Annotated in this window: 25 protein-coding genes; 6 read left to right on the top strand and 19 right to left on the bottom strand. The window is 46.8% G+C overall.

Annotation, left to right across the window (positions count from 1 at the left end; all coding sequences use genetic code 11):
- Positions 1-38: 38 nt before the first annotated feature.
- The 16 genes from HMPREF1492_RS00270 to HMPREF1492_RS00345 all read right to left on the bottom strand — a co-directional run bounded on the left by HMPREF1492_RS00270 (position 39) and on the right by HMPREF1492_RS00345 (position 15,351).
- A complete protein-coding gene (locus HMPREF1492_RS00270; RefSeq protein ID WP_035434808.1) occupies positions 39-785 on the bottom strand; it encodes a zinc dependent phospholipase C family protein in 747 nt (248 codons plus the stop codon).
- A gap of 13 nt (positions 786-798) precedes the next feature.
- On the bottom strand, positions 799-3,258 hold the full coding sequence (pheT, locus tag HMPREF1492_RS00275) for a phenylalanine--tRNA ligase subunit beta (protein WP_035434810.1): 2,460 nt from the start codon (positions 3,256-3,258) through the stop codon (positions 799-801).
- A gap of 30 nt (positions 3,259-3,288) precedes the next feature.
- On the bottom strand, positions 3,289-4,356 hold the full coding sequence (gene pheS / locus HMPREF1492_RS00280; RefSeq protein ID WP_035434812.1) for a phenylalanine--tRNA ligase subunit alpha: 1,068 nt from the start codon (positions 4,354-4,356) through the stop codon (positions 3,289-3,291).
- 285 nt (positions 4,357-4,641) lie between these two features.
- Entirely contained in the window at positions 4,642-5,454 is an 813-nt protein-coding gene (locus HMPREF1492_RS00285) for a metal ABC transporter permease (protein ID WP_035434813.1), read from the bottom strand.
- Positions 5,455-6,312 (bottom strand): metal ABC transporter ATP-binding protein, encoded by an 858-nt coding sequence (locus HMPREF1492_RS00290; protein WP_232215566.1) that lies wholly within the window; start codon positions 6,310-6,312, stop codon positions 5,455-5,457.
- A gap of 34 nt (positions 6,313-6,346) precedes the next feature.
- Positions 6,347-7,342 carry a metal ABC transporter substrate-binding protein gene (locus HMPREF1492_RS00295; protein WP_035434817.1) on the bottom strand — a complete coding sequence of 332 codons (996 nt, stop codon included), beginning with the start codon at positions 7,340-7,342 and terminating at the stop codon, positions 6,347-6,349.
- 326 nt (positions 7,343-7,668) lie between these two features.
- Positions 7,669-8,313 carry a DUF421 domain-containing protein gene (locus HMPREF1492_RS00300; protein WP_035433160.1) on the bottom strand — a complete coding sequence of 215 codons (645 nt, stop codon included), beginning with the start codon at positions 8,311-8,313 and terminating at the stop codon, positions 7,669-7,671.
- A gap of 4 nt (positions 8,314-8,317) precedes the next feature.
- Entirely contained in the window at positions 8,318-8,761 is a 444-nt protein-coding gene (locus HMPREF1492_RS00305) for a DUF3290 domain-containing protein (RefSeq protein ID WP_035433158.1), read from the bottom strand.
- Between the two features lie 37 nt (positions 8,762-8,798).
- Positions 8,799-9,965, bottom strand: a complete 1,167-nt coding sequence (nagA, locus tag HMPREF1492_RS00310) for an N-acetylglucosamine-6-phosphate deacetylase (protein ID WP_035434840.1) — start codon at positions 9,963-9,965, stop codon at positions 8,799-8,801.
- A 57-nt stretch (positions 9,966-10,022) separates the two neighbouring features.
- Entirely contained in the window at positions 10,023-11,189 is a 1,167-nt protein-coding gene (locus tag HMPREF1492_RS00315; protein ID WP_035434818.1) for an SIS domain-containing protein, read from the bottom strand.
- Positions 11,190-11,211: 22 nt separating this feature from the next.
- Positions 11,212-11,940, bottom strand: coding sequence for a GntR family transcriptional regulator (locus tag HMPREF1492_RS00320; protein WP_035434820.1), 729 nt, complete (start codon positions 11,938-11,940; stop codon positions 11,212-11,214).
- A gap of 54 nt (positions 11,941-11,994) precedes the next feature.
- Positions 11,995-13,074 carry a PTS system mannose/fructose/sorbose family transporter subunit IID gene (locus HMPREF1492_RS00325; RefSeq protein ID WP_035433152.1) on the bottom strand — a complete coding sequence of 360 codons (1,080 nt, stop codon included), beginning with the start codon at positions 13,072-13,074 and terminating at the stop codon, positions 11,995-11,997.
- Positions 13,064-13,870: a PTS mannose/fructose/sorbose/N-acetylgalactosamine transporter subunit IIC gene (locus tag HMPREF1492_RS00330; protein WP_035434822.1), complete on the bottom strand. Its 807-nt coding sequence runs from the start codon at positions 13,868-13,870 to the stop codon at positions 13,064-13,066. Before HMPREF1492_RS00330 ends, HMPREF1492_RS00325 begins: the two co-directional genes overlap by 11 nt.
- A 138-nt stretch (positions 13,871-14,008) precedes the next feature.
- Positions 14,009-14,491: a PTS N-acetylgalactosamine transporter subunit IIB gene (gene agaV, locus HMPREF1492_RS00335; RefSeq protein ID WP_035434823.1), complete on the bottom strand. Its 483-nt coding sequence runs from the start codon at positions 14,489-14,491 to the stop codon at positions 14,009-14,011.
- 95 nt (positions 14,492-14,586) lie between these two features.
- The gene (gene yajC / locus HMPREF1492_RS00340) at positions 14,587-14,877 is read right to left on the bottom strand and encodes a preprotein translocase subunit YajC (RefSeq protein ID WP_035434824.1); all 291 of its coding nucleotides are present in this window, start codon (positions 14,875-14,877) and stop codon (positions 14,587-14,589) included.
- 33 nt (positions 14,878-14,910) lie between these two features.
- Positions 14,911-15,351 (bottom strand): PTS sugar transporter subunit IIA, encoded by a 441-nt coding sequence (locus HMPREF1492_RS00345; RefSeq protein ID WP_035434826.1) that lies wholly within the window; start codon positions 15,349-15,351, stop codon positions 14,911-14,913.
- Between the two features lie 537 nt (positions 15,352-15,888).
- Here HMPREF1492_RS00345 and pfkB point away from each other — a divergent pair.
- Positions 15,889-16,824 (top strand): 1-phosphofructokinase, encoded by a 936-nt coding sequence (gene pfkB / locus HMPREF1492_RS00350; protein WP_035434828.1) that lies wholly within the window; start codon positions 15,889-15,891, stop codon positions 16,822-16,824.
- Between the two features lie 135 nt (positions 16,825-16,959).
- Entirely contained in the window at positions 16,960-17,811 is an 852-nt protein-coding gene (locus HMPREF1492_RS00355) for a class II fructose-bisphosphate aldolase (RefSeq protein WP_035434830.1), read from the top strand.
- 117 nt (positions 17,812-17,928) lie between these two features.
- Here the strand turns inward: HMPREF1492_RS00355 and HMPREF1492_RS00360 are convergent, their stop codons facing one another.
- Positions 17,929-18,975 (bottom strand): branched-chain amino acid aminotransferase, encoded by a 1,047-nt coding sequence (locus tag HMPREF1492_RS00360; RefSeq protein WP_035434831.1) that lies wholly within the window; start codon positions 18,973-18,975, stop codon positions 17,929-17,931.
- 136 nt (positions 18,976-19,111) lie between these two features.
- On the opposite strand from HMPREF1492_RS00360, the gene HMPREF1492_RS00365 reads away from it, so the two are divergent.
- Positions 19,112-19,471, top strand: coding sequence for a DUF488 domain-containing protein (locus HMPREF1492_RS00365; protein ID WP_035434833.1), 360 nt, complete (start codon positions 19,112-19,114; stop codon positions 19,469-19,471).
- Positions 19,472-19,490: 19 nt separating this feature from the next.
- Here HMPREF1492_RS00365 and murI read toward each other — a convergent pair whose 3' ends face one another.
- Positions 19,491-20,300 (bottom strand): glutamate racemase, encoded by an 810-nt coding sequence (murI, locus tag HMPREF1492_RS00370; protein ID WP_035434836.1) that lies wholly within the window; start codon positions 20,298-20,300, stop codon positions 19,491-19,493.
- A gap of 112 nt (positions 20,301-20,412) precedes the next feature.
- Here murI and HMPREF1492_RS00375 point away from each other — a divergent pair, with 112 nt between their 5' ends.
- Positions 20,413-20,841: an FKBP-type peptidyl-prolyl cis-trans isomerase gene (locus HMPREF1492_RS00375; RefSeq protein ID WP_035434838.1), complete on the top strand. Its 429-nt coding sequence runs from the start codon at positions 20,413-20,415 to the stop codon at positions 20,839-20,841.
- Between the two features lie 12 nt (positions 20,842-20,853).
- On the opposite strand, the gene HMPREF1492_RS07675 is transcribed toward HMPREF1492_RS00375, so the two are convergent.
- On the bottom strand, positions 20,854-21,006 hold the full coding sequence (locus HMPREF1492_RS07675; protein WP_198014318.1) for a hypothetical protein: 153 nt from the start codon (positions 21,004-21,006) through the stop codon (positions 20,854-20,856).
- Positions 21,007-21,049: 43 nt separating this feature from the next.
- Between HMPREF1492_RS07675 and HMPREF1492_RS07840 the strand changes: the two genes are divergently transcribed.
- Positions 21,050-21,394, top strand: coding sequence for a transposase (locus HMPREF1492_RS07840; RefSeq protein ID WP_502685305.1), 345 nt, complete (start codon positions 21,050-21,052; stop codon positions 21,392-21,394).
- Between the two features lie 94 nt (positions 21,395-21,488).
- The gene (locus HMPREF1492_RS07495; RefSeq protein ID WP_232215565.1) at positions 21,489-22,001 is read left to right on the top strand and encodes an IS30 family transposase; all 513 of its coding nucleotides are present in this window, start codon (positions 21,489-21,491) and stop codon (positions 21,999-22,001) included.
- Positions 22,002-22,007 lie beyond the last annotated feature (6 nt).

Raw genomic sequence — 22,007 nt, forward strand, 5'->3', positions numbered from 1 at the left:
ACCTATCTCAGAAAAGCGAGAATATAACTTTAACTGAATTAGTTATGTTTTTGCAGCATAAATCCTTGAACTATCGTTTCCTCTGCCTCTTTATAGGCTGACGAGAAAAACTCTGTATTAAGCATTTGATACTGCGGGGAGCTCACACTATTCTGGCGATTCTCCTCTGCAATGCGCTGTATAACCTGAAGTGTTTGCTCAACATCTGAATGTGTAAACCCATACTGTGGATGAGCCGCGGCAACTGCAAAGAGCTCATCAGATGCTTCTGGCAGACAATTCATATCAAGCGAGCGCCCGTAAATATCAAAATCTGCTTGCTTACGAATACGTGCATCTTCTCCTGTCGGAATATGATGAGCACGCAAAAATGCCCGTGTATGAGCGTTATACACGTGGTCGCAAACAAGGTGGCACCAAATGCCCACGATAAGCTCTCTGAGCTGGCGCTGATCTACTAAGCTGCGCTGCTCATCTGAGCAATAACTCACATTTGGCTGGATAAAGTCAGTCTGTAGCAGATACTCGGCTGGGTTAAGACCACCCATAAAATTTCGCTGATACCGCTTATAACTTGGAATAGGCAAGCTACCTGGATACGATTGATGGCTTCGGCCATATCTCACCTTGTGAGAATAGTCTGGAACCATAAAGCCAACGTGCACATCAGGAGCAACATTTCCAAGCAGAAATGCATCAGGGTAGTGAATATCTACACCCAAGCAACCGGCTCCTTTCTCAAGGAGCCGGTCAGCATGAGCAATATGTACGTTCCAACTTGGCACTACAATTACCTGCTTATCCGCGAATTTCTCCGCCGGTAGAACGAAGAACCTTCTCCACAAGCTTTGTGTGGGTCTTCTCGACCTCTTCTGAAATAAGCGTTCTGTCGTCTGCGCGATACGTAAGCGAGAAGGCCATGGACTTCTTGCCCTCACCAACACGCAGCGAATCGCGGTACACGTCAAAGAGTCTGATGTCGCAGAGAAGCTTGCCACCAGCGGACTTCAAACGCTGAATCAGCTGCTCTGCAGTGACGCTCTCGTCAACAACAATTGCCAGGTCAATAGAGATGCCTGGGTAGGTTGGAGGCTCAACAATAGGAAGGTCTTTCTGAGAAAGACGCAAGAGCGAAGCCACAGAAATCTCAAAGGCAATGACTGGAACCTCAATGTCAAAGTTCTGGAGCGACAAAGGATGAATGTTTCCAACCCAACCGATTGTCTCGCTACCTGCAAGAATCTCAGCAGCGCGACCAGGCTGCAGCCAACCGTATTGCTCTGGCTCAGCTACACGGAAACGGACCTTAGGGATACGAAGTGCCTCAAGCAGACCCTCAACAATACCCTTGGCGTCAAAGAAATCGTAGGCTGGATACTTAGCATTCCAAGCATCATCTGCTGGACGACCAACCAATACGCCACAGACATAGCTTGGCTCATCTGGCTGGCTCTTATCCTTATGTCCAAAGAGCACACGACCCAGCTCATACATGGCAATATTAGAGACACCATGAGCAAGGTTGTATGCAATAGAGCGCAGAAGGCCTGGAACAATGGAGCGACGCATCTCAGACTGGTCAGCAACAAGTGGGCTAATAACCTTTACCGGAACGCCTCTTCCCTCTTCGCTCATACCAAGCTTAGAGAGGTCATCTGGACTTGCAAACAAATACGACTTTGTCTCATTTAAACCAAGTGCGCGCAGCGTACGACCAATCTTTCTGATTTGACGCTGATCTGAAGTCAAACCGCCTGCATGGTTTCTAGCAGCAGGAAGTGTTGCCTCAATATCGCCTTCACCCCACAGGCGAACAATCTCCTCAATAAGGTCAACCTCGCGCGTAAGGTCTGGGCGATTTGTAGGAGCAATAACGCTCAACTCACCGTTGTCTGCAGGAGTAACCTTGCAACCAAGACGCGTAAGGCGAGAAACCATAAACTCTTCTGGAATTTGAGCACCTGCAAGTGCGCAGACGCGCTCTGGACGAAGCGTAATAGTTACTGCCTCTTTTACCTTTGGATATACATCAACGATACCAGGGCAAACCTCAGCACCACAGCACTCCTCAAAGAGTGCTGCTGCAATATCTGCAACAGATGCGCAACCGTTTGGATCCACAAGACGCTCGTAACGAATAGAAGCCTCGCTCATCAAATCAAGGTTTCTGCTGGTACGGCTAATGTGGCCATTATCAAAGACAGCGGATTCCAAAAGGACATCAACGGTATTCTCGGTAATTTCAGAATCCAAACCACCCATAACACCAGCAAGTGCAATAGGAGTCTTACCGTTATCTGTGATGACCGTCATATCAGACGTGAGCTCGCGGTCTTCTCCGTCAAGCGTCACAATGTGCTCACCGTCTTCTGCAGCACGAACCACAATGTGGTACTTACCATCTTCCTTGGTAAGTTTTCCGAGGTCAAAAGCGTGTAGAGGCTGACCGGTCAGATACATCACGTAGTTAGTAACATCAACAACGTTGTTGATTGAGCGGCCACCACAAGCCGTAACGCGACGAGCAAGCCACTCAGGGCTTGGGCCAATCTTGACGTTACGAACCACGCGAGCAGTGTACCTTGAGCAGAGCTCAGGATCAGCGATAGCAACATCAACCTGCTCAGATGCATCTGCACCAGACTCAGACGTGACACTTGGAAGCTCAATGTGGGTGTCAGTGTCATACATTGCAGAAACCTCAACAGCCATACCAGTCATAGAAAGGCAGTCAGGGCGGTTAGGGGTAATCTCGCAATCAAGAACTACATCAGACATGCCCAGGTAATCGGTAAGAGGAACGCCAATTGGAGCATCTTCGGGAAGAATCATAATGCCGCTCTGGTCATCGCCAAGACCAAGTTCGCGAGAAGAGCAGTTCATGCCGCAAGACTCAACGCCACGCAGCTTGGACTTTTTAATCTTAAAGTCTCCAGGAAGCACTGCGCCAATCATTGCCGTAACAATGTGGTCTCCCTGATTAAAGTTCTGAGCACCGCAAACAATCTGTAGAGGAACAGGATTTCCGTCCTTATCCACATTGTTGTTGCCCACGTCAACCAGAGTAACGTACATGTGATCAGAGTCAGGATGAGGCTCTTTGCTTACAACCTGAGCAGTAACAACATGGTCAAGGTTAGCGCCAACACGCTCTACAGCTTCAACCTCAGTACCGGTGCGCACAAACTCGCGCTCGAGGTCTTTTGGGTCCTGAGGAAGATCAACGAGCGTCTTCAGCCATTCATAAGATACACGCATGTGATTGCCTTTCTAATAAGACGCCGATGATTAGAACTGACGTAGGACTCTCTGGTCACCAGAGATGAGCATACGCAGGTCAGGAAGGTCATAACGGAGCGCTGCAACACGCTCAACACCAATGCCAAAGGCAAAGCCTGTGTATTTCTCGGAATCAATACCGCAGTACTTGAAGACATTAGGGTCAACCATGCCGCAACCAAGAATCTCAAGCCAGCCCGTGTTCTTGCAGAAACGGCAACCCTCACCGTGGCAAACACCACAAGAAACATCTACCTCGCAGCTTGGCTCGGTGAATGGGAAGAAGTGAGGACGATAGCGGGTAGCGCGGTCCTTACCAAAAATTTCACGAGTAAAATGATCAAGGGTGCCCTTGAGGTCACCAAAGGTGATTCCCTCATCAACAACAAGGCCTTCCATCTGCGTAAACTGAGGCAGGTGGTTAGCATCTGCTGTGTCAGGACGGAATACCGTACCAGGGCAAATCATGTAGATAGGAGGCTCTTTTGTCTCCATGATGTGTACCTGAACACCAGAAGTCTGCGTACGAAGAAGCACGTCAGACTCGCCTAGTACGTGCGACTCTTTTCCTTCTGGCGCATTATCCACTACGTAGAACGTATCCTTACCAGAACGGCTTGGATGGTCCTCTGGAGCATTCAGAGCTGTGAAGTTGTAGTAGGTGGTCTCAACATAAGGGCCTGTCTCAATGGTGTAGCCCATGCTGATAAAGATGTCTTCCATCTCCTCACGTACCTGCTCAATGAGGTGCTGAGTACCAGGACTCAGACGACGACCTGGAAGGGTAATATCAGTTGCCTCAGCATTAAGCTGGGCTTCAAGGGCTTCTCGCTTTAAAGCAAGCTGACGCTCGCGAATAGCGGTCTCAACGTTAGCACGAACGGTGTTGGCAAGCTGACCCATTTGAGGGCGCTGATCTGCGGGAACCTGACCCATCATACGCATAATTGCCGTAAGAGAGCCCTTTTTACCCATTGATGCAACGCGTACCTTCTCAAGCGCTTCAAGGTTTCTTGCCTTAGCAATTCCTTCAAGTACTTGCTCGCGAATTGCCGAGAGTTCCTCAGACATTCCCATGTAATTACCCTTTCAATAGAAAACCGTCCCTGAGCATATGCCCAAGGACGGAAAATTTCCGCGGTACCACCTCGGTTGATTGCGCAGTTTTCTCTCTGTGCAATCCACTTAAAAGCCTAGTCTCGTTAGGCGGACGACTTCCCTACTGAGCAGTGACTGCCGTTCAAGTTGTAGCTCGGGAGTGAACTCTGCCAGCGCTGTGCAGGTGTTTCTCAACCACGAACACCCTCTCTGTTCACAACGTGCTCCGGCAAACCTCTCCGTCAACGCACTTTGTTCAGAGTATCACACTGTGCGAGTTTTGAGCAGCAACACAACCCTTTTTACCAGAAAGATAAACAAAAGCGTAACAACCGCGAGAAGAACGATGGTTCCTCCAGGCTTAAGGCCAAGTTCATAGGAGACAACAAGTCCACCAAGTGAGGTCAGCATACCCACCGTGCTTGCATACAAACAACATTGCTTCCAGCTGCGGGAAATCTGCAAAGCACAGGCAACAGGAACTACCATCATGGATGAAACAATAAGTGAGCCAACCGTTCTTGCTGCTACGGCAACCACCAAAGCTACTGCGATAACAAAGCCAAAATTAATAAGACTTACGGGTACACCAACACAACGGGCATGACGCTCATCAAAAGACATCAAGAAAAGTTCTTTTCTAAGGAAGAAGCAGAATGCGACTGCAAGTACACTGATGGCCACAATCATCTGAACTTCTTGCTCGCTCACGGTCAAAATTGAGCCAAACATAAAGCTGTTGAAGCTTGATGAATTGGGAACAAAACCTGACAACACACCTGCTAGACCAATGCCTGCTGCCATAACAATAGCAACTGCAAGCTCTGACTGATCTTTAAAGTGACGACGCACTCCCTCAACACAAAGCGCACCACCCAAACAAGCGGCAATTGCTCCGGCAACAGGATTAATACCTGCAATCATGCCGCCTGCAACACCTGCAAGAGAGGTATGTGAAAGAGCATCGCCAATCATAGAAAGGCGCTTCAATACAACCGTAACGCCTACCAGCGGAATAATTGCTCCCAGAAGAATTCCCACAAGAATTCCTCGCTGCATAAATACGTATTCAAACATTTATGCCCTCCTCTCGTACGAGTCTTGGACATCTTGAACAACGTCGGACGCAGGACCAAGTGACTCCGTTAAAGCAAAATCATCCAATTTTCCACGGTTATGATCGTGAACATGATGAGAATCAAGGTCACAGTGAGCGCCATGAACTGCACAGTGATCATGACCGTGACCCCTACCTGCGATTTCTGTAGCTTTGTGGTCGGCAACCTCAATGACTCGACAAGCCAGGGCATCAAGAGCTGCAAGATCATGGGTAACAATGAGTACCGCAAGATCTCGAGCTGCATGGGCTTCTCGCACTAGGCTATAGAAATGATTGCGACTCTCTTTATCAAGACCAGTTGTAGGCTCGTCCAAGATAAGCAATGAAGGGTTTCCAACCAGCGCGCAGGCAAGACGAACTCTCTGGAGCTGTCCTCCAGAGAGTTCCCTAATAATACGCGTGGAAAAATCAGTCATACCTACAAGGTCAAGTGCCTCAAGCGTGCGCTCGCGACGCTCTTTTGCGCTCATCTTTACCTTTTTGGCACGAGCATACTGACTTGCATCTACTAGCTCGACGACGCTTGCAGGAAAGCGATTAACCGATTCTGAAGGGAGCTGTGGGACATAGCCTACACGCTCCCAGTCTTTAAACCGAGTCGAGGGCGTTCCAAAAAGAAGTGATTTGCCACTTGTTGGCTCAAGCTCACCCACCACAATTCGAGAGAGCGTAGATTTACCAGCTCCGTTATCACCAATAAGCGCGCAAATCTCACCTTGATGAACGTCTAAATTTACATCGCTTAAGACACGCGTCTTCTTGTAAGAAAAACTCACGTCTTGAAGCGAAACGGCTATCTGACTTTCCTGCAACACATCCTCCAAACATCCAGCCTAAGCTGGCAACACACTATGCGAGAGCGCCCTTAAGAGCCTTGAGGTTCTCGCGCATAACAGAGAGGTAATCCTCGCCTGCCTTGAGCTCCTCGTCAGTAAGACCCTCAAGTGGGTTGAGCTCTTCAACACGAGCTCCTGTTGCCTCAGCAATTGCCTGAGCAACCTTAGGGCTTACCAGTTCCTCAGTAAAAATAACCTTTACATTATGCTCTTTTACGAACTCCGTAATCTCTTTCATTTCCTGAGCATTTGGCTCTGCATCTGCCTCAACACCCTCAATAGGCATCTGAGTGAGACCATAAGCCTCGCACAAATAACCAAATGCCTGGTGAGAAACAACGATGGTCTTGTTAGGTAGTGAATCCAGACCCTTATGGAACTCATTGTCAAGCGTATCAAAGTCTGCATTTGCTTTATCAAGATTGGCAGCATACTCTGACTTGTGCTCAGAGTCCTTCTCGGAAAGGGCTTCACAAATATTCTTCATCTGAATCTTTGCATTCAGAGGGCTCAGCCAAACGTGAGGGTCAGTTCCGCTATGGTCATGGTCATGATCATGGTCGTCTTTCTTCTCCTCATGATCGTGATCATCGTCCTCTTCAAGCTCAAGAAGTTTAACGTCTTTGCTGGTCTCAACTGCTGTAAGTTTTGTGCCAGAACCAAGTCCATCAAGTACGTCCTTGACCCAGTGCTCCATACCAGCACCGTTGTAAATCAAGAAGTCTGCTTCCTGGATAGTCTTCATATCCTTACTGGATGGCTCCCAATCATGTGGCTCAGTACCTGCTGGAACGAGACATGTTACCTCAGCATGATCGCCAGCAATGCGCTTTGCAAAATCGTACATAGGATAAAAACTTGCCACAATGTTGAGCTTCTTCTGGTCTTTATTATCAGAAGCTCCTTCTTGCTTTTGAGCCTCAGGCTTGCAGCCAGCAAGAATAGCACTCACGCCAAAAGCGGAAGCTACAAGTGCGCTACGACGAGAAACGGTTGGATTCAAATTCATGTTACATCTCCCAAAACTATAAAAACCAATACGGTGTAGTGCCAAATTCTTCAAACAAAATCGTGCGATTGTCCTCACTACCAAGCATAAAAACATGGCGAGAAACCCATGTTTCTCCTCACTTCTTTGCCTTTCTACTCACTTCTCATCATCTGAACATGCATTCATGCTTCCCCTTTAGCACGAAAGCGGGCTGTCTTCCGACAGTCCGCTTTCTAAAAGTTAGCCTTAGTATACATATTCCAATTCAAGTCAACGATAAATTTCTTATCTTTTCCACAAACGGAATTGGAATAAACAGGTTAACTGTTTTATCTCTTGCTAACCTACTGATCTTTCTCCGCATACGGAGTAATAATCAGATCTCCACTATTATACTCACCCAAATAAACCTCTGAAGCAGACTTATAACCTTGATGCTCAAGTTCTCTTTCAAGCCAATTCTCTTCCAGGTCCAGCGTCTCAAGAATATTTGTCTGAACTTGTCCGTCAGTAATAAGCGGGAATCTAACGTTCTCTTCTCCTTTTTTAACAATAATCAACTGTCCATTTTGCTCAAGAATGGCACGCTTAACGTCTGAGATATAATTCACTCCTGCCTGGCGAAGCTTCAGCGACACATCGTAGGCAGTGAGACCCATAGACCTACAGTTGTCTACAAGCAGCTTGCCCTTATCAATAACAATAACAGGACGTCCATCAATCAACTGCTTGACCAGCATATTGTTTGTTCTCAACCATTTAAGAACCATAACAATAATGAGCCAAATAAGCAGGACAAGGGTGAACTGCAAAATGGTAATTGAACTGTTGTAGATCATGCCGCCAACAATGCCGCCAAGTACAAAGTTTTGAACCTGGTCAATTGCTGCAGTTGGTGCTAGGTTTCCTTTTCCGCTGACGTTAATTGCCAGAACAAGCGAGAAAAGACCGATGCACAATTTAATGGCAACTTCTAAATAAAAGTTCATCGATCTACTCCTCTACATGCTTAATATCATTACCAATGAGATTGATCTGTTCAATGACATAGTCATTCTCGGTATTTTTCAAAACGTGATAATACTTACCGTCAACCTCAAGATACGAGGGATTTCCCTGGCTATCAAAGGCAACGTACACGTGGTCAAAATCAACCTCAAGACGTCGAGCGAAGCTTTCTTGTGAGGAAACAATTGACTCATAGTGCTTACTTGCCTGATTAACCTCTAGCACACGATCAAGCTGTAGAAGTCCAAGAAAAATTAATGAGAACAGCGCAATAAGCGCCAGCTCACGATACTTAGAATTCTTTCTATCGCGCATGTAATGCACAAGCGAGAAGATCATCAGAAGTGCAACAAGGCCAAATAGAACAAGCTGAGTCCAGTCAAATACTGTCGCATGGTGAATTAAATAATTATGGGAATAGAACTCCATAGGCTTCCTTTAGTTTGCATTACTCAAGATCTGCTGCTTAAGCCTTGTAAACGCTCTTTCCTCCAAGGAACGTCTCTTCAAGCTGAAGATCTTTTGTAACAACAATAAAGTCAGCATCATATCCAGGACGAATGAAGCCACAAACATCATCAATACCACAGGAACGAGCTGGGTTTTCTGAAGCCATACGAACTGCTTCTTCAGCAGATACAATACCCCAGTCAAAGACGTTCTTCACGCCTTCAAACAGACGAAGGATTGAACCTGCAAGGCTGTGAGACTCATCCATCAGACGAGCAGTTCCACCTTCAACAACAACAGGGAAATCGCCTAGTTTGTACTGTCCATTAGGCATACCACCTGCACGCATGCAGTCTGTAATAAGAACGGTATGGTCATATCCCTTTGCATTTACCAGAGCGCGAACAGCAATAGGATTAAGGTGATGGCCGTCGCAAATAGCCTCTGCATAGGTACCGTGGGTGGTCATTGCAGCGCCAACCATACCTGGCTCACGGTGGTGAAGACCGCTCATGCCGTTATAGGTATGAACAAAGATGTCTGCACCAGCGTTTACGCAGGCAAGAGCTTCCTCATACGTTGCATCGGAGTGACCAAGTGCCACATGAACACCGCGGTCTGCCATCTCTGCACAGAACTCTGGAGCGCCATCGCGCTCTGGAGCAATAGCAATCTTGGCAATCCAGCCGTCGGCACGCTCCTGCCACTCATCAAAGACCTCTACATCTGGATCAAGGAAGTACGCAGGATTCTGAGCACCCTTGTGTTTCTCGGTAAAGAAAGGTCCCTCTAGGAAGATGCCCTGGATGCGAGCAGCGTCAATACCGTTTGCCGCAATTCCCTCTGCTGCATCAGCAACAGACTCACAAGCATCACCGGTCTGCTGAACGCTTGCGGTTAGTGTTGTTGGAAGCCAAGAAGTTACACCGTTAGAGAGCAAACCCTGGGCAATCTCAATGACGCCATCAGGATCGCAATCCATGATGTCATGGTCCAGGAAGCCATGGATATGTGTATCAACAAGGCCAGGCGCTACCCAAGAACCAGTACGATCAACAATCTCGCAGTCTGGCTTCTCTTTAGTGAAATGACCAAATACACCATCTTCTACGAGCAAATATCCTGGACCAGAAGTTGCTCCTGGTAAAAAGAACTTATCTGCTTTAACTGCAAATGTACTCATACGTACCTCAATCATTCTCAAAAGGACGCGCCATAGGCACGTCCTTCTTAGTAATTCCTATAGTGAGTGAATTGTAACACCCTTAACCACTCGATTAACCTGACCAGTTGGAGAAGGTGTGTCCGGTTTGTTATTGACACGAACTGAGTTCAAGAGTGCCACCACTTGAGCAACCATTACAAAAGGCAGTGCCAAATAAGGTGCTGGTAGAGGCTCTGTGAATACTGGAAGACTAAACGTTCTTCCCGTAAAGTTTGTTGTCCCCTCTTGCTCAATACCAATAGTCAGAGCAGCAATCTGGTCACCCTTAATCTCGTCAAGAATATCCAGATCATATTGACGCGTATAAGGATTATTGGAAACAAAATCAAACACCAGAGTGTGCTCGTCGACGAACGACTTTGGTCCGTGACGATATCCCATCGAGGAATCCCACGACGTTGCATTAATACCAGCTGCAAGCTCCAAAATCTTGAGCTGAGCCTCATGAGCAAGACCCACAAAAGGACCAGAACCCAAATAGGTAATGCGGTTGAAATCGCTCTTGAGCCACTCAGCAATCTCTTCCTCGCGCTCAATTACCTGCCTACCCAGCTCAGCAGCATCAGAAATCCAAGCCTTCTTCTGTGAGTCATCAGTACTATCAAATACAAGCGTTGCAAGAAGTGTCATACAGCTATAAGAGCCGGTCATAGCAAAGCCCTGGTCATTTGCACCAGGAATAAGAAGCAGCAATGTATCGTCTTTACCCGCGGATTCAACAGCAAGTTTTCCTTCAGGAGCGCAGGTAATATTGATGAGCAAAAGATTTTTGACAATCTTGCGAGCAATATTTACTGCAGCAAGACTCTCTGGACTATTACCAGAGCGTGCAAAAGAAACCAAGACCGTTGGATCATCTGGATCAAGGCTGCCATAAGGATCAGAAACAATATCAGTAGTTGCAACGGACGCAAACTCAAAAGAGCCCTTCTCGCCATGAGAACGAAGATACGGAGTAATGGTATCGCCTACATATGCCGAGGTACCTGCACCCGTAAAGACCACGCGGGTACGACGACCCTCGCCAAGATTGCGAGCACGCTCGACAAACTCTTTAATTGCAGAAAGGTTCTCCTGATAAATGCCAAAGGTAGATTCCCAAAGCTCAGGCTGCTGCTTAATCTCGGCAGTTGTAATATGAGCGCCTAGTGCCTTTAGCTCTTCTTGGCTCTTCTTAAACATTGATATCCCTTCTCACAGTTATTTAACTGCGTGTATGTACAATCTTGTATCTAAACTGATCCGCACGAGCCACGCTTAGTGTGAACTCAACAATGATATTTCTGTCGTTGTAGGTTGTGCGTGTGAGACTCAAAACAGGCGAGCCTTCAGAAATTTGCAATAAAGTGGCGTCATCTGAGCGAGCAATTGAAGCCTTGAACTCCTCTTCTGCTACGCCAATCTTTATGTTGTAGTCTTCTTCAAAATTTTGGTAGAGAGATTTTTGCTCAACATCATGAGCAGTAAGCGAGAAAAACTGTGAAACTGGAAGATACGTTACTTCCAGCATCATAGGCACGTCATCGGCACTTCTTAAACGCTTGATGCGGAAGAGCTTCTCGCCAAGAATAACGTGCATATGTTGGGCTAAGAACTTATTAGCCTCAATAGTGTCAAACTCCAGAATAGTTGTCTTAGGGACGCGACCTAACTGACGCTGCTGGTCAGTAAAGCTATAGCCTCCCATAAGGTCTGTTGCACGTTCAGAGACGTCTGCAACAAAGGTACCGCGGCCACGCTGACGATAAATGAGCCCCATGTGTTCAAGCTCTTGCAGGGCAAGTCTTACCGTGGTGCGAGAAAGTCCGTAGGAATCGGAGAGTTCACGCTCAGAAGGAAGTGAATCATCTGGATCCATCTCGTTCTCAATACGATAGCGCAGCATATTTGCTAGCTGCTCGTAGAGTGGTTGTCTTCCCATAAAAGCTGCCATCAAACTCTCCTATAAAAGACGGGTGCCCAACAAGTGGACACCCGCCACACTTACTTAACCCCAAATATATGGGAGAACGCCAAAGCCAGAACCAAGAAGTGCAATTACCAGAAGCAGGCAGATGCACATAATTGGAGTCCAGTTACGCTTTGCCATGAGATAATACAGGCAAAGGGTAAGAGCCAATGGGATAAGCTTTGGGCAAACGCCGTCGAGGATCTTCTGAATGTCAATAGAGACAGGAGAAGTAACTTCCTCGCCAACAGTTACCAGATTAACGCCGTTACCGACTGGAGCAATAGCAGTGGTGCCGTCCTTGCCATCAGCAGTCTTGCCGCCGATGAACATAACGGACTCAGGGTCCTTCTTGTAGTCAGCATAGGAACCCTTAGCAAAGAGAGCCTTGTCATACTGACCAGAAGCAAGCTGCTCATCAGAAAGAGTTACCTGAGAAAGAACAACGCTGTGTGTCTCACCGTTAGGGATGTTTGCGCCAGCGCCAAGCTTGGTTCCGCCATAGCAGACAACCAGGCAGCCAACAACAAAGACACCCAGGATAGAAGCAGCACGAGTGAACTCTTTTGCGTTCTCGGTAAGCAGAGTAATTGCGTCAGTACCCATCTTGTAAGAAAGATTCATCAGCCAATAACGTACAGCAAACTGCGCGATGTTAAAGATGATGAGGAACAAGAACGGTGCAAAGACGTTGCCGGAAATTGCCATGTTAGAGGTAATACCAGCAGTAATTGGAACAAGGGTGAACCAGAACAGTGCGTCACCAATGCCACCCAGAGGGCCCATTGCAGAAACGCGGACTGCACGAATGGTTGGGATATCCAGCTTGTTCTGCTCAAGGGAGAGAACAATACCCATAACAAAAGTGACCAGGAATGGGTGGGTATTGTAGAACTCAAGGTTATGACTCATGGAAGCAGCAAGGTCATCCTTGTTGTCGCCGTGAATCTTCTCAAGACCTGGGAGGATACCGTAAAGCCAACCAGCTGCCTGCATTCTCTCGTAGTTGAAGGAAGCCTGCAGGAACAGGGAACGCCACACCATCTTGTTGAGCGTCTTCTGATCAAGTGGCTCAGCAGGAGTGGTGTTCTGATAGGTATCAGGAATATTAAATGCCATCTTCGAAGTCACCTCCAGCAACAACAGCAGGAGCAGCATTCTTTACCTTGGTCTGGAGCTGGTAATCCCAGAATGCGATACCAAAGCCGATGAGAGCAAGAAGCAGAAGTGCTGGACCAGAGAGCTCAGGAATGCTGATAAATACGATTGCAGCTGCAAAGCCCATGAGGAAGAAGCCCCAAAGCTCGCGAGAAACCATAACCTTCAGCAGGATTGCGAAGCCGACGAAGCGCATCATGCCACCAGCGACGGACAGTGCATTCATGAGCCACTTTGGAATTGCCGTGGTGATCTGAGTTCCAAATGCAGCGCCACCCAGGAAGAACAGGGTAACAATGACACCAAAGAAGAGACCAAGAGCAGCCATTGCACCATAGTTGATACGAGCAATTCCCTTAGGATCTGCCTTCTCGGCGTATGCATCAGCAGTTGCCATTACAGGGGACATAATGGTAAAGATGATGGTTACTGCATACTGACCAAGCAGGGAGAATGGAATTGCTGCAGCTACAGCAGCCATTGGTTCAAGCTTAGTAGTGATTGCAAAGACTGCAGACATAATGCCGCCGATAACAGCGTTAGGTGGCTGAGCACCACCAACAGGCATGTTGCCGATGGTCATAAGCTGATAAGTACCACCAACAATGAGACCAGTCTGAACGTCACCAAGAATCAAACCAACCAAAAAACCAGTTACGATTGGCTGGTAAAGAGACTCGAGGAAACTAAACTGATCGATGCCAGCGATAAACGCAACGATGAAAATTAATAACACCTGAATAGGGCTAACATCCATCTTAACTCCTCCTTTCAAACACACCATAACTACCGATGACGATGATCGGCAGACTATCCGAATACCTTTGCCAACCTGCTAGAAACGTTGCACCATTGCAACTTTTTGTAATCTCTACCAGGAAGTTGCGCGCAAAACTTACTCGAATAGCTTTGAGATATCCTCGACCGGGGTCGTAGGAACACGCCTAATCTCTAGAGTCACCCCCAATTCCTGAAGCTCACGAAAGGCAGCGACGTCCTTATCGTCTACCGCCACACTTGTGGCGACCTGTCGCTTTCCCTCAGCCATGTGCATATTGCCGATGTTCACTTTTTTGATTGGAACACCGCCCTTGACCAGAGTGAGGACATCCTCTGGATTCTCGGCAACTAAGAAAATGTGCTGGCTTGCAGAAGCCTTATGAATTACCTCAATAGTCTTCTGAAGCGTAAAGTACCTGGTTGCAACGCCACTTGGAGCAGCCATATCCATGAGGCCCTGGCGCATCTTATTTCCTGCAACCTCATCATTAGCAACAAGGATGAGGTTAGTTCCAAGGGTGCCGTTCCACTGAGTAGCAACCTGACCATGAATCAAACGATTATCGATTCGAGCAAGCTTGATATCTGGTTCTCCCATAACAAGTTCTCCTCTCTTTACGCGCACACTTGTGCGTGCTATCTGCGATTTTCATCGCACTACTCGCAACTTTCGCTGCGTGTTTTACTGCAAATTTATTTATTGTTGGAAACGCTGATTAACGCCCAACGATCCAACGTGATGACCACATTTGGAGCAAACTCAACATCTACTGTTTCTTTTTTGACGTTTTTAACTACGCCATACATTCCGCTATTAGTCTTAACTTTCTGACCTGCATGAAGATTCTTCAGAAACTCTGAAGTTGTTCCCGCCTTTTTAGAAGAGGCTCTCCAAACAAAGAAGGAATAAACAAGGCCCAAAATTACCAAGAACGCGAGAAGAACAATGGATGAAGCAAGAATGTTCTCTGCTAGATTTGCCATGTGCATCTCCTTAACTCAACAACAAAACGCTACTTAAATACCATCGTCTCCGAAGATGTCATCTTCTGGCTCAACCTCAAGCTCAAGACGCTTATGAACAACTCCCTGGCTACCAGCTAAAACAGCAGTATCAACCAGCTCTTCAAGAGAGGTATCTGCCATGCGGCTACCAAGTGTTTCAAGAAGCATAGGAAGGTTTGTGCCGGTAACAACTTCTACGTTTGAATAACTCTGAGCAATAATCATTGCCTGATTAAAAGGTGTTCCGCCAAGCAGATCGCAGAAAACCAACACACCGTCAGTAGTGTCAAGAAGATCGGAAATTGTTGCAGCAAGAGTTTCTGGGTATGTTGCAGCACCGGCTTCAATAAAAGGAACGGGAACAAAAGCTTCTTGCTCACCAGCAATCATCTTTAAAGCATCAGCAAGACCGTTTGCAAAAGTTCCATGACCAGTTAAAACGCAACCTACCATGTCGAACTCCTTTCAAAGAGTTGGAAACTATCTGGGGAGCTACGCGGAAAACTAGGGGTGTTGAAGCTTCTTTCTAAGTGGTAGATACCAGATAACAACCTAACATAAGTATAGTCTAGTGAGCATCTTGAGATGTGTACGTTAACAATCGCCGGTTTAACGGTACTATTTTTACCGCAAACGGTACACACGTTGTTATTTTCGCAGGTAAATATATGGATAAATTGTGACGATGCACTAAAAAATTTAGAGCTATCCTTGAAAAATGAGAAGTTCTTATAACGCACCTTTATACGTAATAAATGTAGTAAACAACCCTAAAATCCTGCTCAAATATGATGAGAAAATAAAATTGGTATTAAGAAATTATGTACTGGTATCTTTTTTTAGAACATCTAAAGAATAGTTTCTTGATGGTGCTTTGGTTAAATAGATTCAACTCAATTTCATTTGCAGTGGCGCTGTTCCATAGTGTTTCTCGCCCCTGCTTTCCTCTGAGCACTTTGTGTGCACTGTCTTTTAGACGAGGTGATATGCGTGATTGTTACCGTAACACTCAATGCATCCATTGATAAAGCGTACTACCTGGACTCTCCTGTTGTAGATGGAACGGTACACAGAGTCTCGGTAGTAGATAACAGCGCGGGCGGCAAGGGTCTTAACGCCTCACGAGCCATTACCACCCTTAACTACCCCGTTTGTGCCACAGGATTTGTAGGAGGCAATAACGGTAGATACCTTGTTGAACTGGCTCATAAAGATGGTATTACTAGTGATTTTATTTATACTGAGCAAGAAACTCGCTCATGCATTAATATCCTGGAGCCAAACGGGCAATCAACTGAATTCTTAGAGCCTGGACAGCCTGTACTTCCTGAAGAATTCCTTGCTTTCAAGGCAAAACTTGTCCAGCTTACCAACGAAGCCGAAGTTGTTACCTTTAATGGCAGTGTTCCCAAGGGCATTTCTGCCGAAAATTACAAAGAACTTATTGAAGAGACCATGGCTGCGGGCGTGTCTTGCATTGTAGACGCATCCGGTGCACTGCTCACCTCCTGTATTGATGCCCTTCCTACCATGATCAAACCAAACACCGATGAAATCGGTCAACTTCTAGGAAGAGAAGTAACTACAGAAGACGAGGTCATAAAGGCAGCTCAGGAGCTGCACAAACGCGGCATTAAAATTGTAGTTGTCTCGCTTGGTGCAAAAGGTGCGCTCATGGTTTCTGATGAAGGAACCTTTAGAGCAAATCCTCCAAAAATTGAAGCTATCAATTCTGTTGGTGCAGGAGATACCCTTGTTGGCTCATTTGCTGTTGCACTTGCTCAGCAAAAACCAACTTCAGAGTGTCTTACCTTTGCGCTTTCATGTGCTACCGCAAGTTGTTTATCTGCAGGTACCGGTCGCTTTGATCTAGATGTTGCAACTAAGATTCAGAAGCAGGTCACAATCAAAAAGATTGCTGAATAATATGCAGCAAGACGGGTTTCTCGCCAAAGGTTACAAAGACAAAACTATTTCTAGAAAACTTACGTAACAGAGTAAGAGAAACGTTACAATTTTTTCAGTCAATCAAAGAGCCCTTTGGGGCGAAAGGAGCAATAGATGTTCGTTACTACTAAGCAGATGCTTCTTGACGCACAGGCTGGCCATTATGCTGTTGGCGCCTTTAACGTTGAGAACCTTGAGTTTGTAATGGCTGTTGTTAGGGCAGCAGAAGAGCGCCGCTCCCCTGTTATTCTTCAGACCACTCCTGGCACCATCAAGTACGCAAGCCTTGATTACTTTGCTGCCATGGTTCGTTGTGCTGCTGAAGAGGCAACTGTTCCTGTTGCTCTTCACCTAGATCACGGTGACGGCTTTGACCGCTGCATCCAGGCAGCTCGTGCCGGTTACACCTCCGTCATGATTGACGGCTCTCACGTTCCATTTGAGGACAACATTGCACTTACCGCATCCGTAACCAAGTTTGCTGGCCCTATCAACCTTCCTGTTGAGGCTGAGCTTGGCAAAGTTGGCGGCAAAGAGGACGATGGCCCAGCTGTTGAGGGCGAGAACCCCTACACTGATCCAGACCAGGCTGAGGAGTTTGTCGCTCGCACTAACTGCACTTCTCTCGCAGTTGGCGTTGGTACCGCTCACGGCGTCTACCACGGCACACCTCACATTGAGCAGGGCGTCCTCAAGGCAATCCGTCAGCGCCTTGATATTCCTCTGGTTCTTCACGGTACTTCTGGTGTTCCAGATGACCAGGTAGCAGAGGCAATTCAGAACGGTATTTGCAAGGTTAACTACGCAACCGAGCTCCGCCAGGTCTTTACCGCAGCCTTCATGAAGTACATGTCAGAAAACCCTGGCAACTTTGATCCAAAGAAGCCTTCCGTTCCTGGTATGGAAGCAATCACTCAGATTGTTGCAAGCCACATGGATAACCTGGGCTCTTCCCACAAGGCTTAAGCTTAAAGGCATAGCCGTCACACGTACCCTGCTTTTGCAGATAAAAAACAAGGCGAGAAGATCGATTGATCTTCTCGCCTTTGTATTAAAAGCAAAGCGTTGTTGAAAACGCAAGCCTTAGCAAATCTTGCAAATCCAGTCTGCCTCTGGAGCCTCAATCTCGCCAGACTGAATGCTGGTCAGCGTGTTGCGGAGCTTAGACATAACTGGTCCAACAGCCTCCATACCAGCGCCAAAGACAATCTCTTTCTGGCCGTCAACAACTTTGCCAACAGGAGAAATAACAGCAGCGGTACCGCACATGCCGCACTCAACAAACTGGTCAAGCTCGTCAAAGCGGACAGGACGCTCAACAACCTTCAAACCAAGCAGGTCTTTAGCAACCGTTGCCAAAGAGCGGCGGGTAATAGAAGGCAAAATGGAATCTGTGTAAGACTGTGGAATAACCAGGGTTCCCTCTTTATCAACAAAGAGGAAGTTTGCGCCACTGGACTCCTCAACATAGGTACGAGAGCCAGAGTCAAGATACATACTGTCTGCAAAGCCCTGCTCATGTGCCCAGGTAGTTGGGTACAGAGACATGGCGTAGTTAAGGCCAGCCTTGATGTTACCGGTTCCGTGAGGAGCGGCGCGGTCATAAGGAGAAACGGTCAGTGCAACAGGAGCAACGCCGTTAGAGTAATAAGCTCCAACTGGAGTGACCATAATGCGGAACTCATAGGTAGGAGATGGCTTAACACCAACGGTATTGCCAGTACCAATCATGAAAGGACGAACATACAGCGTAGCGCCCGTACCAAATGGTGGAACCCATGCTGCGTTTGCAGAAACAACCTCTTTAACAGCAGCAACAAATCTATCCTCAGGAAATGGTGGCATGACAAGACGAGATGCAGAGTCAACCATACGCTGAGCGTTAAGGTTTGGACGGAAGCAGACAATATCGCCAGAGACTGTGGTGTAAGCTTTTAAACCCTCAAAAACTTCCTGGCAATAATGGAAGATGTTTGCGCATTCAGACAGCGTAATGCTGTGGTCGGTGGTAAGGCCACCCTCATCCCAAGCACCGTCTTTGTAGTGGGCAACGTAGCTGTAGTCACACTGCGTATATGCGAAGCCAAGTGCTGTCCAATCGATGTCTTTCTTCTCCACTGAGTTTGCCATGGCTTTCCTTTCTCCGTGGGTTTTAAAGAATGAACTTCATCATAAACATGCGGATATGAATACCTAGTCCTATTAAATAGTTTGTAACCGAATAGATATTTTGCGGTATAACGTACATGAGCTGAAGGGAGCAAAAATGAATATCAAACTTAAGAGAACTTACGACACACCAGAAGCTGACGATGGGTATCGCGTACTCGTTGATAGACTGTGGCCTCGTGGTATCAAAAAAGAGAACCTACACGCTGATGAATGGGCTAAAACTATTGCTCCTACTACTGAGTGCAGAAAAGCATTCAACCACGATCCAGAGCGCTTTGATAGCTTTGTGTCTACCTATACAGCTGAACTTGACAGCAATCCTGACGCAGACGCCTTTGTCGAACAGCTTAAAAAGCTTGATCAATCTACCGTGACACTGCTTTTCTCGGACAAAGACACTACGTACAACAACGCAGTAGTGCTCAAAAAGTGGCTTGAGACTAAGCTTAAGTAATACGCTTACCCAACCACGCTTACATATCTTGCGAGAAGAACTCCTGGTAGAACTTCAATTCTTCGGGAGTATCTATGCTTGATGAGAATAAAATATCAGGCTCTACGGCGCTATTGTTCTTGTCGGCAGCGGCATCTGCAGAAGCAAGCAAGTTTGCCTGTCCAAGCAAACGCTTAAGCTGATGAGCGGCGCCTGCCCCACCGTCAAAAAATTCTACGTCTCCTAAAACAGAGCTAATTTGCTTCTTGATAAAGGGATAATGGGTACACCCAAGAACCACGGCATCTACCTGGCCAGCATAATCTCCCAAAAGCTCGGCCAGTCGTTTATGCATCTGTTCTGAATCAGCCTGACCAGATTCAATAAGCTCCACCAGGCCTTCTCCTGGAATAGAGATAACCTTTGCAGAAGGATGCAGGCGCGACTCAAGGTTGTGGTACTTCTGCAAAGAGAGCGTTGCTTTTGTAGCCAGAACAACCACTGTTCCATGAGGATATGCAGTTACGGCAGGCTTAAGAGCTGGCTCAACGCCCACAATAGGTACATGAGGATAGGTTACCCTCAGCTCATCTGCAGCAGCAGCTGTAGCAGTATTGCAGGCTATAACCAGCGCTTTAGCACCCTCATCGATAAACTTTTTAGCAATAGCCGCAGAGCGCTGGGCAATCTGCTCTTTTGGCTTAGTGCCATAAGGAGCAAATGCAGAATCACCAAAATAATGAAATTCCTCGTGAGGCATTTGGGCAACAAGGTGTTTAAGCACACTCATGCCACCAACGCCCGAGTCAAATACACCAATAAAATTATGAGGAGCTAAACGAGCTTCCATTACAAACCTTTCAAACTGAATGTAAAGTATTTTATACCTTTATCATTCAAAGGTTGATTTACATCACTCTTGGGTAAAATGCCAAAGATATGTTTTTAACGATTGGAGTTTTATGAGTAACGAAGGTAAAAAGGTAAAAGTCCACTACGTAGGTACCCTTGATGATGGAACTAAGTTTGACTCTTCCCGCGATCGTAATGAGCCGCTAGCATTCACCTGTATGGCTGGTCAGATGATTCCTGGTTTTGACAAGGCTGTCAAAGATATGACCATCGGACAGATTGTTGATATCCATATTCCAGCAGCTGAAGCTTATGGTGAGCGCCATGAGGAGGCAGTACAGCCTGTTCCTGTAGCTCAACTTCCTGGATCGGAGAGTCTTGTTGCAGGTCAGCAGGTCACTCTAGGCACCCCTGAAGGATATCCTGTTATGGCAACAGTAGTCTCAAACGATGGCACCACCATTGTCTTTGACACCAACCATCCAATGGCTGGTAAAGACCTTAACTTTAACATTGAGCTTCTTGAGGTTGAAGAGTAATCCACTCCCCCTTTATTGGGCGAGAAGGGCGTAGATGCTTCTGGCATCTACGTCCTTCTTTTTTCCGGCTTGAATTCTCATTGCTAGTGCAACAACAAAATAGAAGGTAGTGACCCATGGGTCTACAATGGCGCTTACGACAACGTTCATTGAAAGGATTTCCATGGGTCACTATAGCCATCTTAGCATTGAAGAGCGCGAAGACATTATGGTCTGGTGGAAAAATCATGAAAGTATAAGCCAGATTGCCCGTAAGCTCGGACGAAACAAATCAAGTATTTCACGAGAGATTAAAAGAAACGGTTGGACAATCATTGGAGTGGCGCATCTGTGCTATAGAGCCTCGACTGCTCAGAGAAAAACCGATGTTCGACGCCAGGCTTGCAAGAAACGCACCCTACTCGATGATCCAAACCTTCGTGCACGTATTGTCTTTCTTATCTGTAGTCGCCACTTCTCACCTGAGCAGATTGCAGGCAGACTACACTTAGAACTTTCCTACGCTCCTGTCAGCTGTAGCACTATATATAGAGCCATACACTCGGAAAACTAGACTGTGAACTTCCAGGTGTACAGTCTGTACGTAGAGACTTAGACACCGAGGTAAACGACGGCATACAAAACACCTCATAGAGCGCAGAGGAAAAATACGGATAACTCATGAACTTGTCGAAAGACCAAAAGAGGTTGCAGATCGCCAACGCATTGGAGACTGGGAAGGTGATACCGTCATCGGTAAGGCCAAAGGGCCACGCCTGGTCACACAAGTTGACCGTATGAGCGGCTACCTTGTTGGTGGCAAAGCTGCATCAGGGTCTAGTGCTGATGTCAATGTAGCTATACAGCAAGCTTTGAGAGGTGAGGTAGTAAAAACCATAACGCTTGATCGTGGATCTGAGTTTGCTCGAGCAGCAGAACTTCAAGAAGCTATTGGAGTAAGTATCTACTTCTGTCTTCCACATCATCCCTGGCAAAGAGGTACCAATGAAAATACCAACGGTCTCATCAGAGAGTATTTTCCAAAAGGTACAGACCTCTCATCGATTAGCGATAGAGAGATTGAGGCAGTATATAATGAGCTCAATCTGAGGCCACGTAAGCGTCTGGGTTGGAAGTGCCCTTGGGAAGTCTACCATCACCAAACGTTGCACTTGCTTTGAGAATTC

It is taken from the genome of Atopobium sp. BS2 (assembly GCF_000565075.1).
In the GTDB taxonomy this organism is placed as follows: Bacteria; Actinomycetota; Coriobacteriia; order Coriobacteriales; family Atopobiaceae; genus Lancefieldella.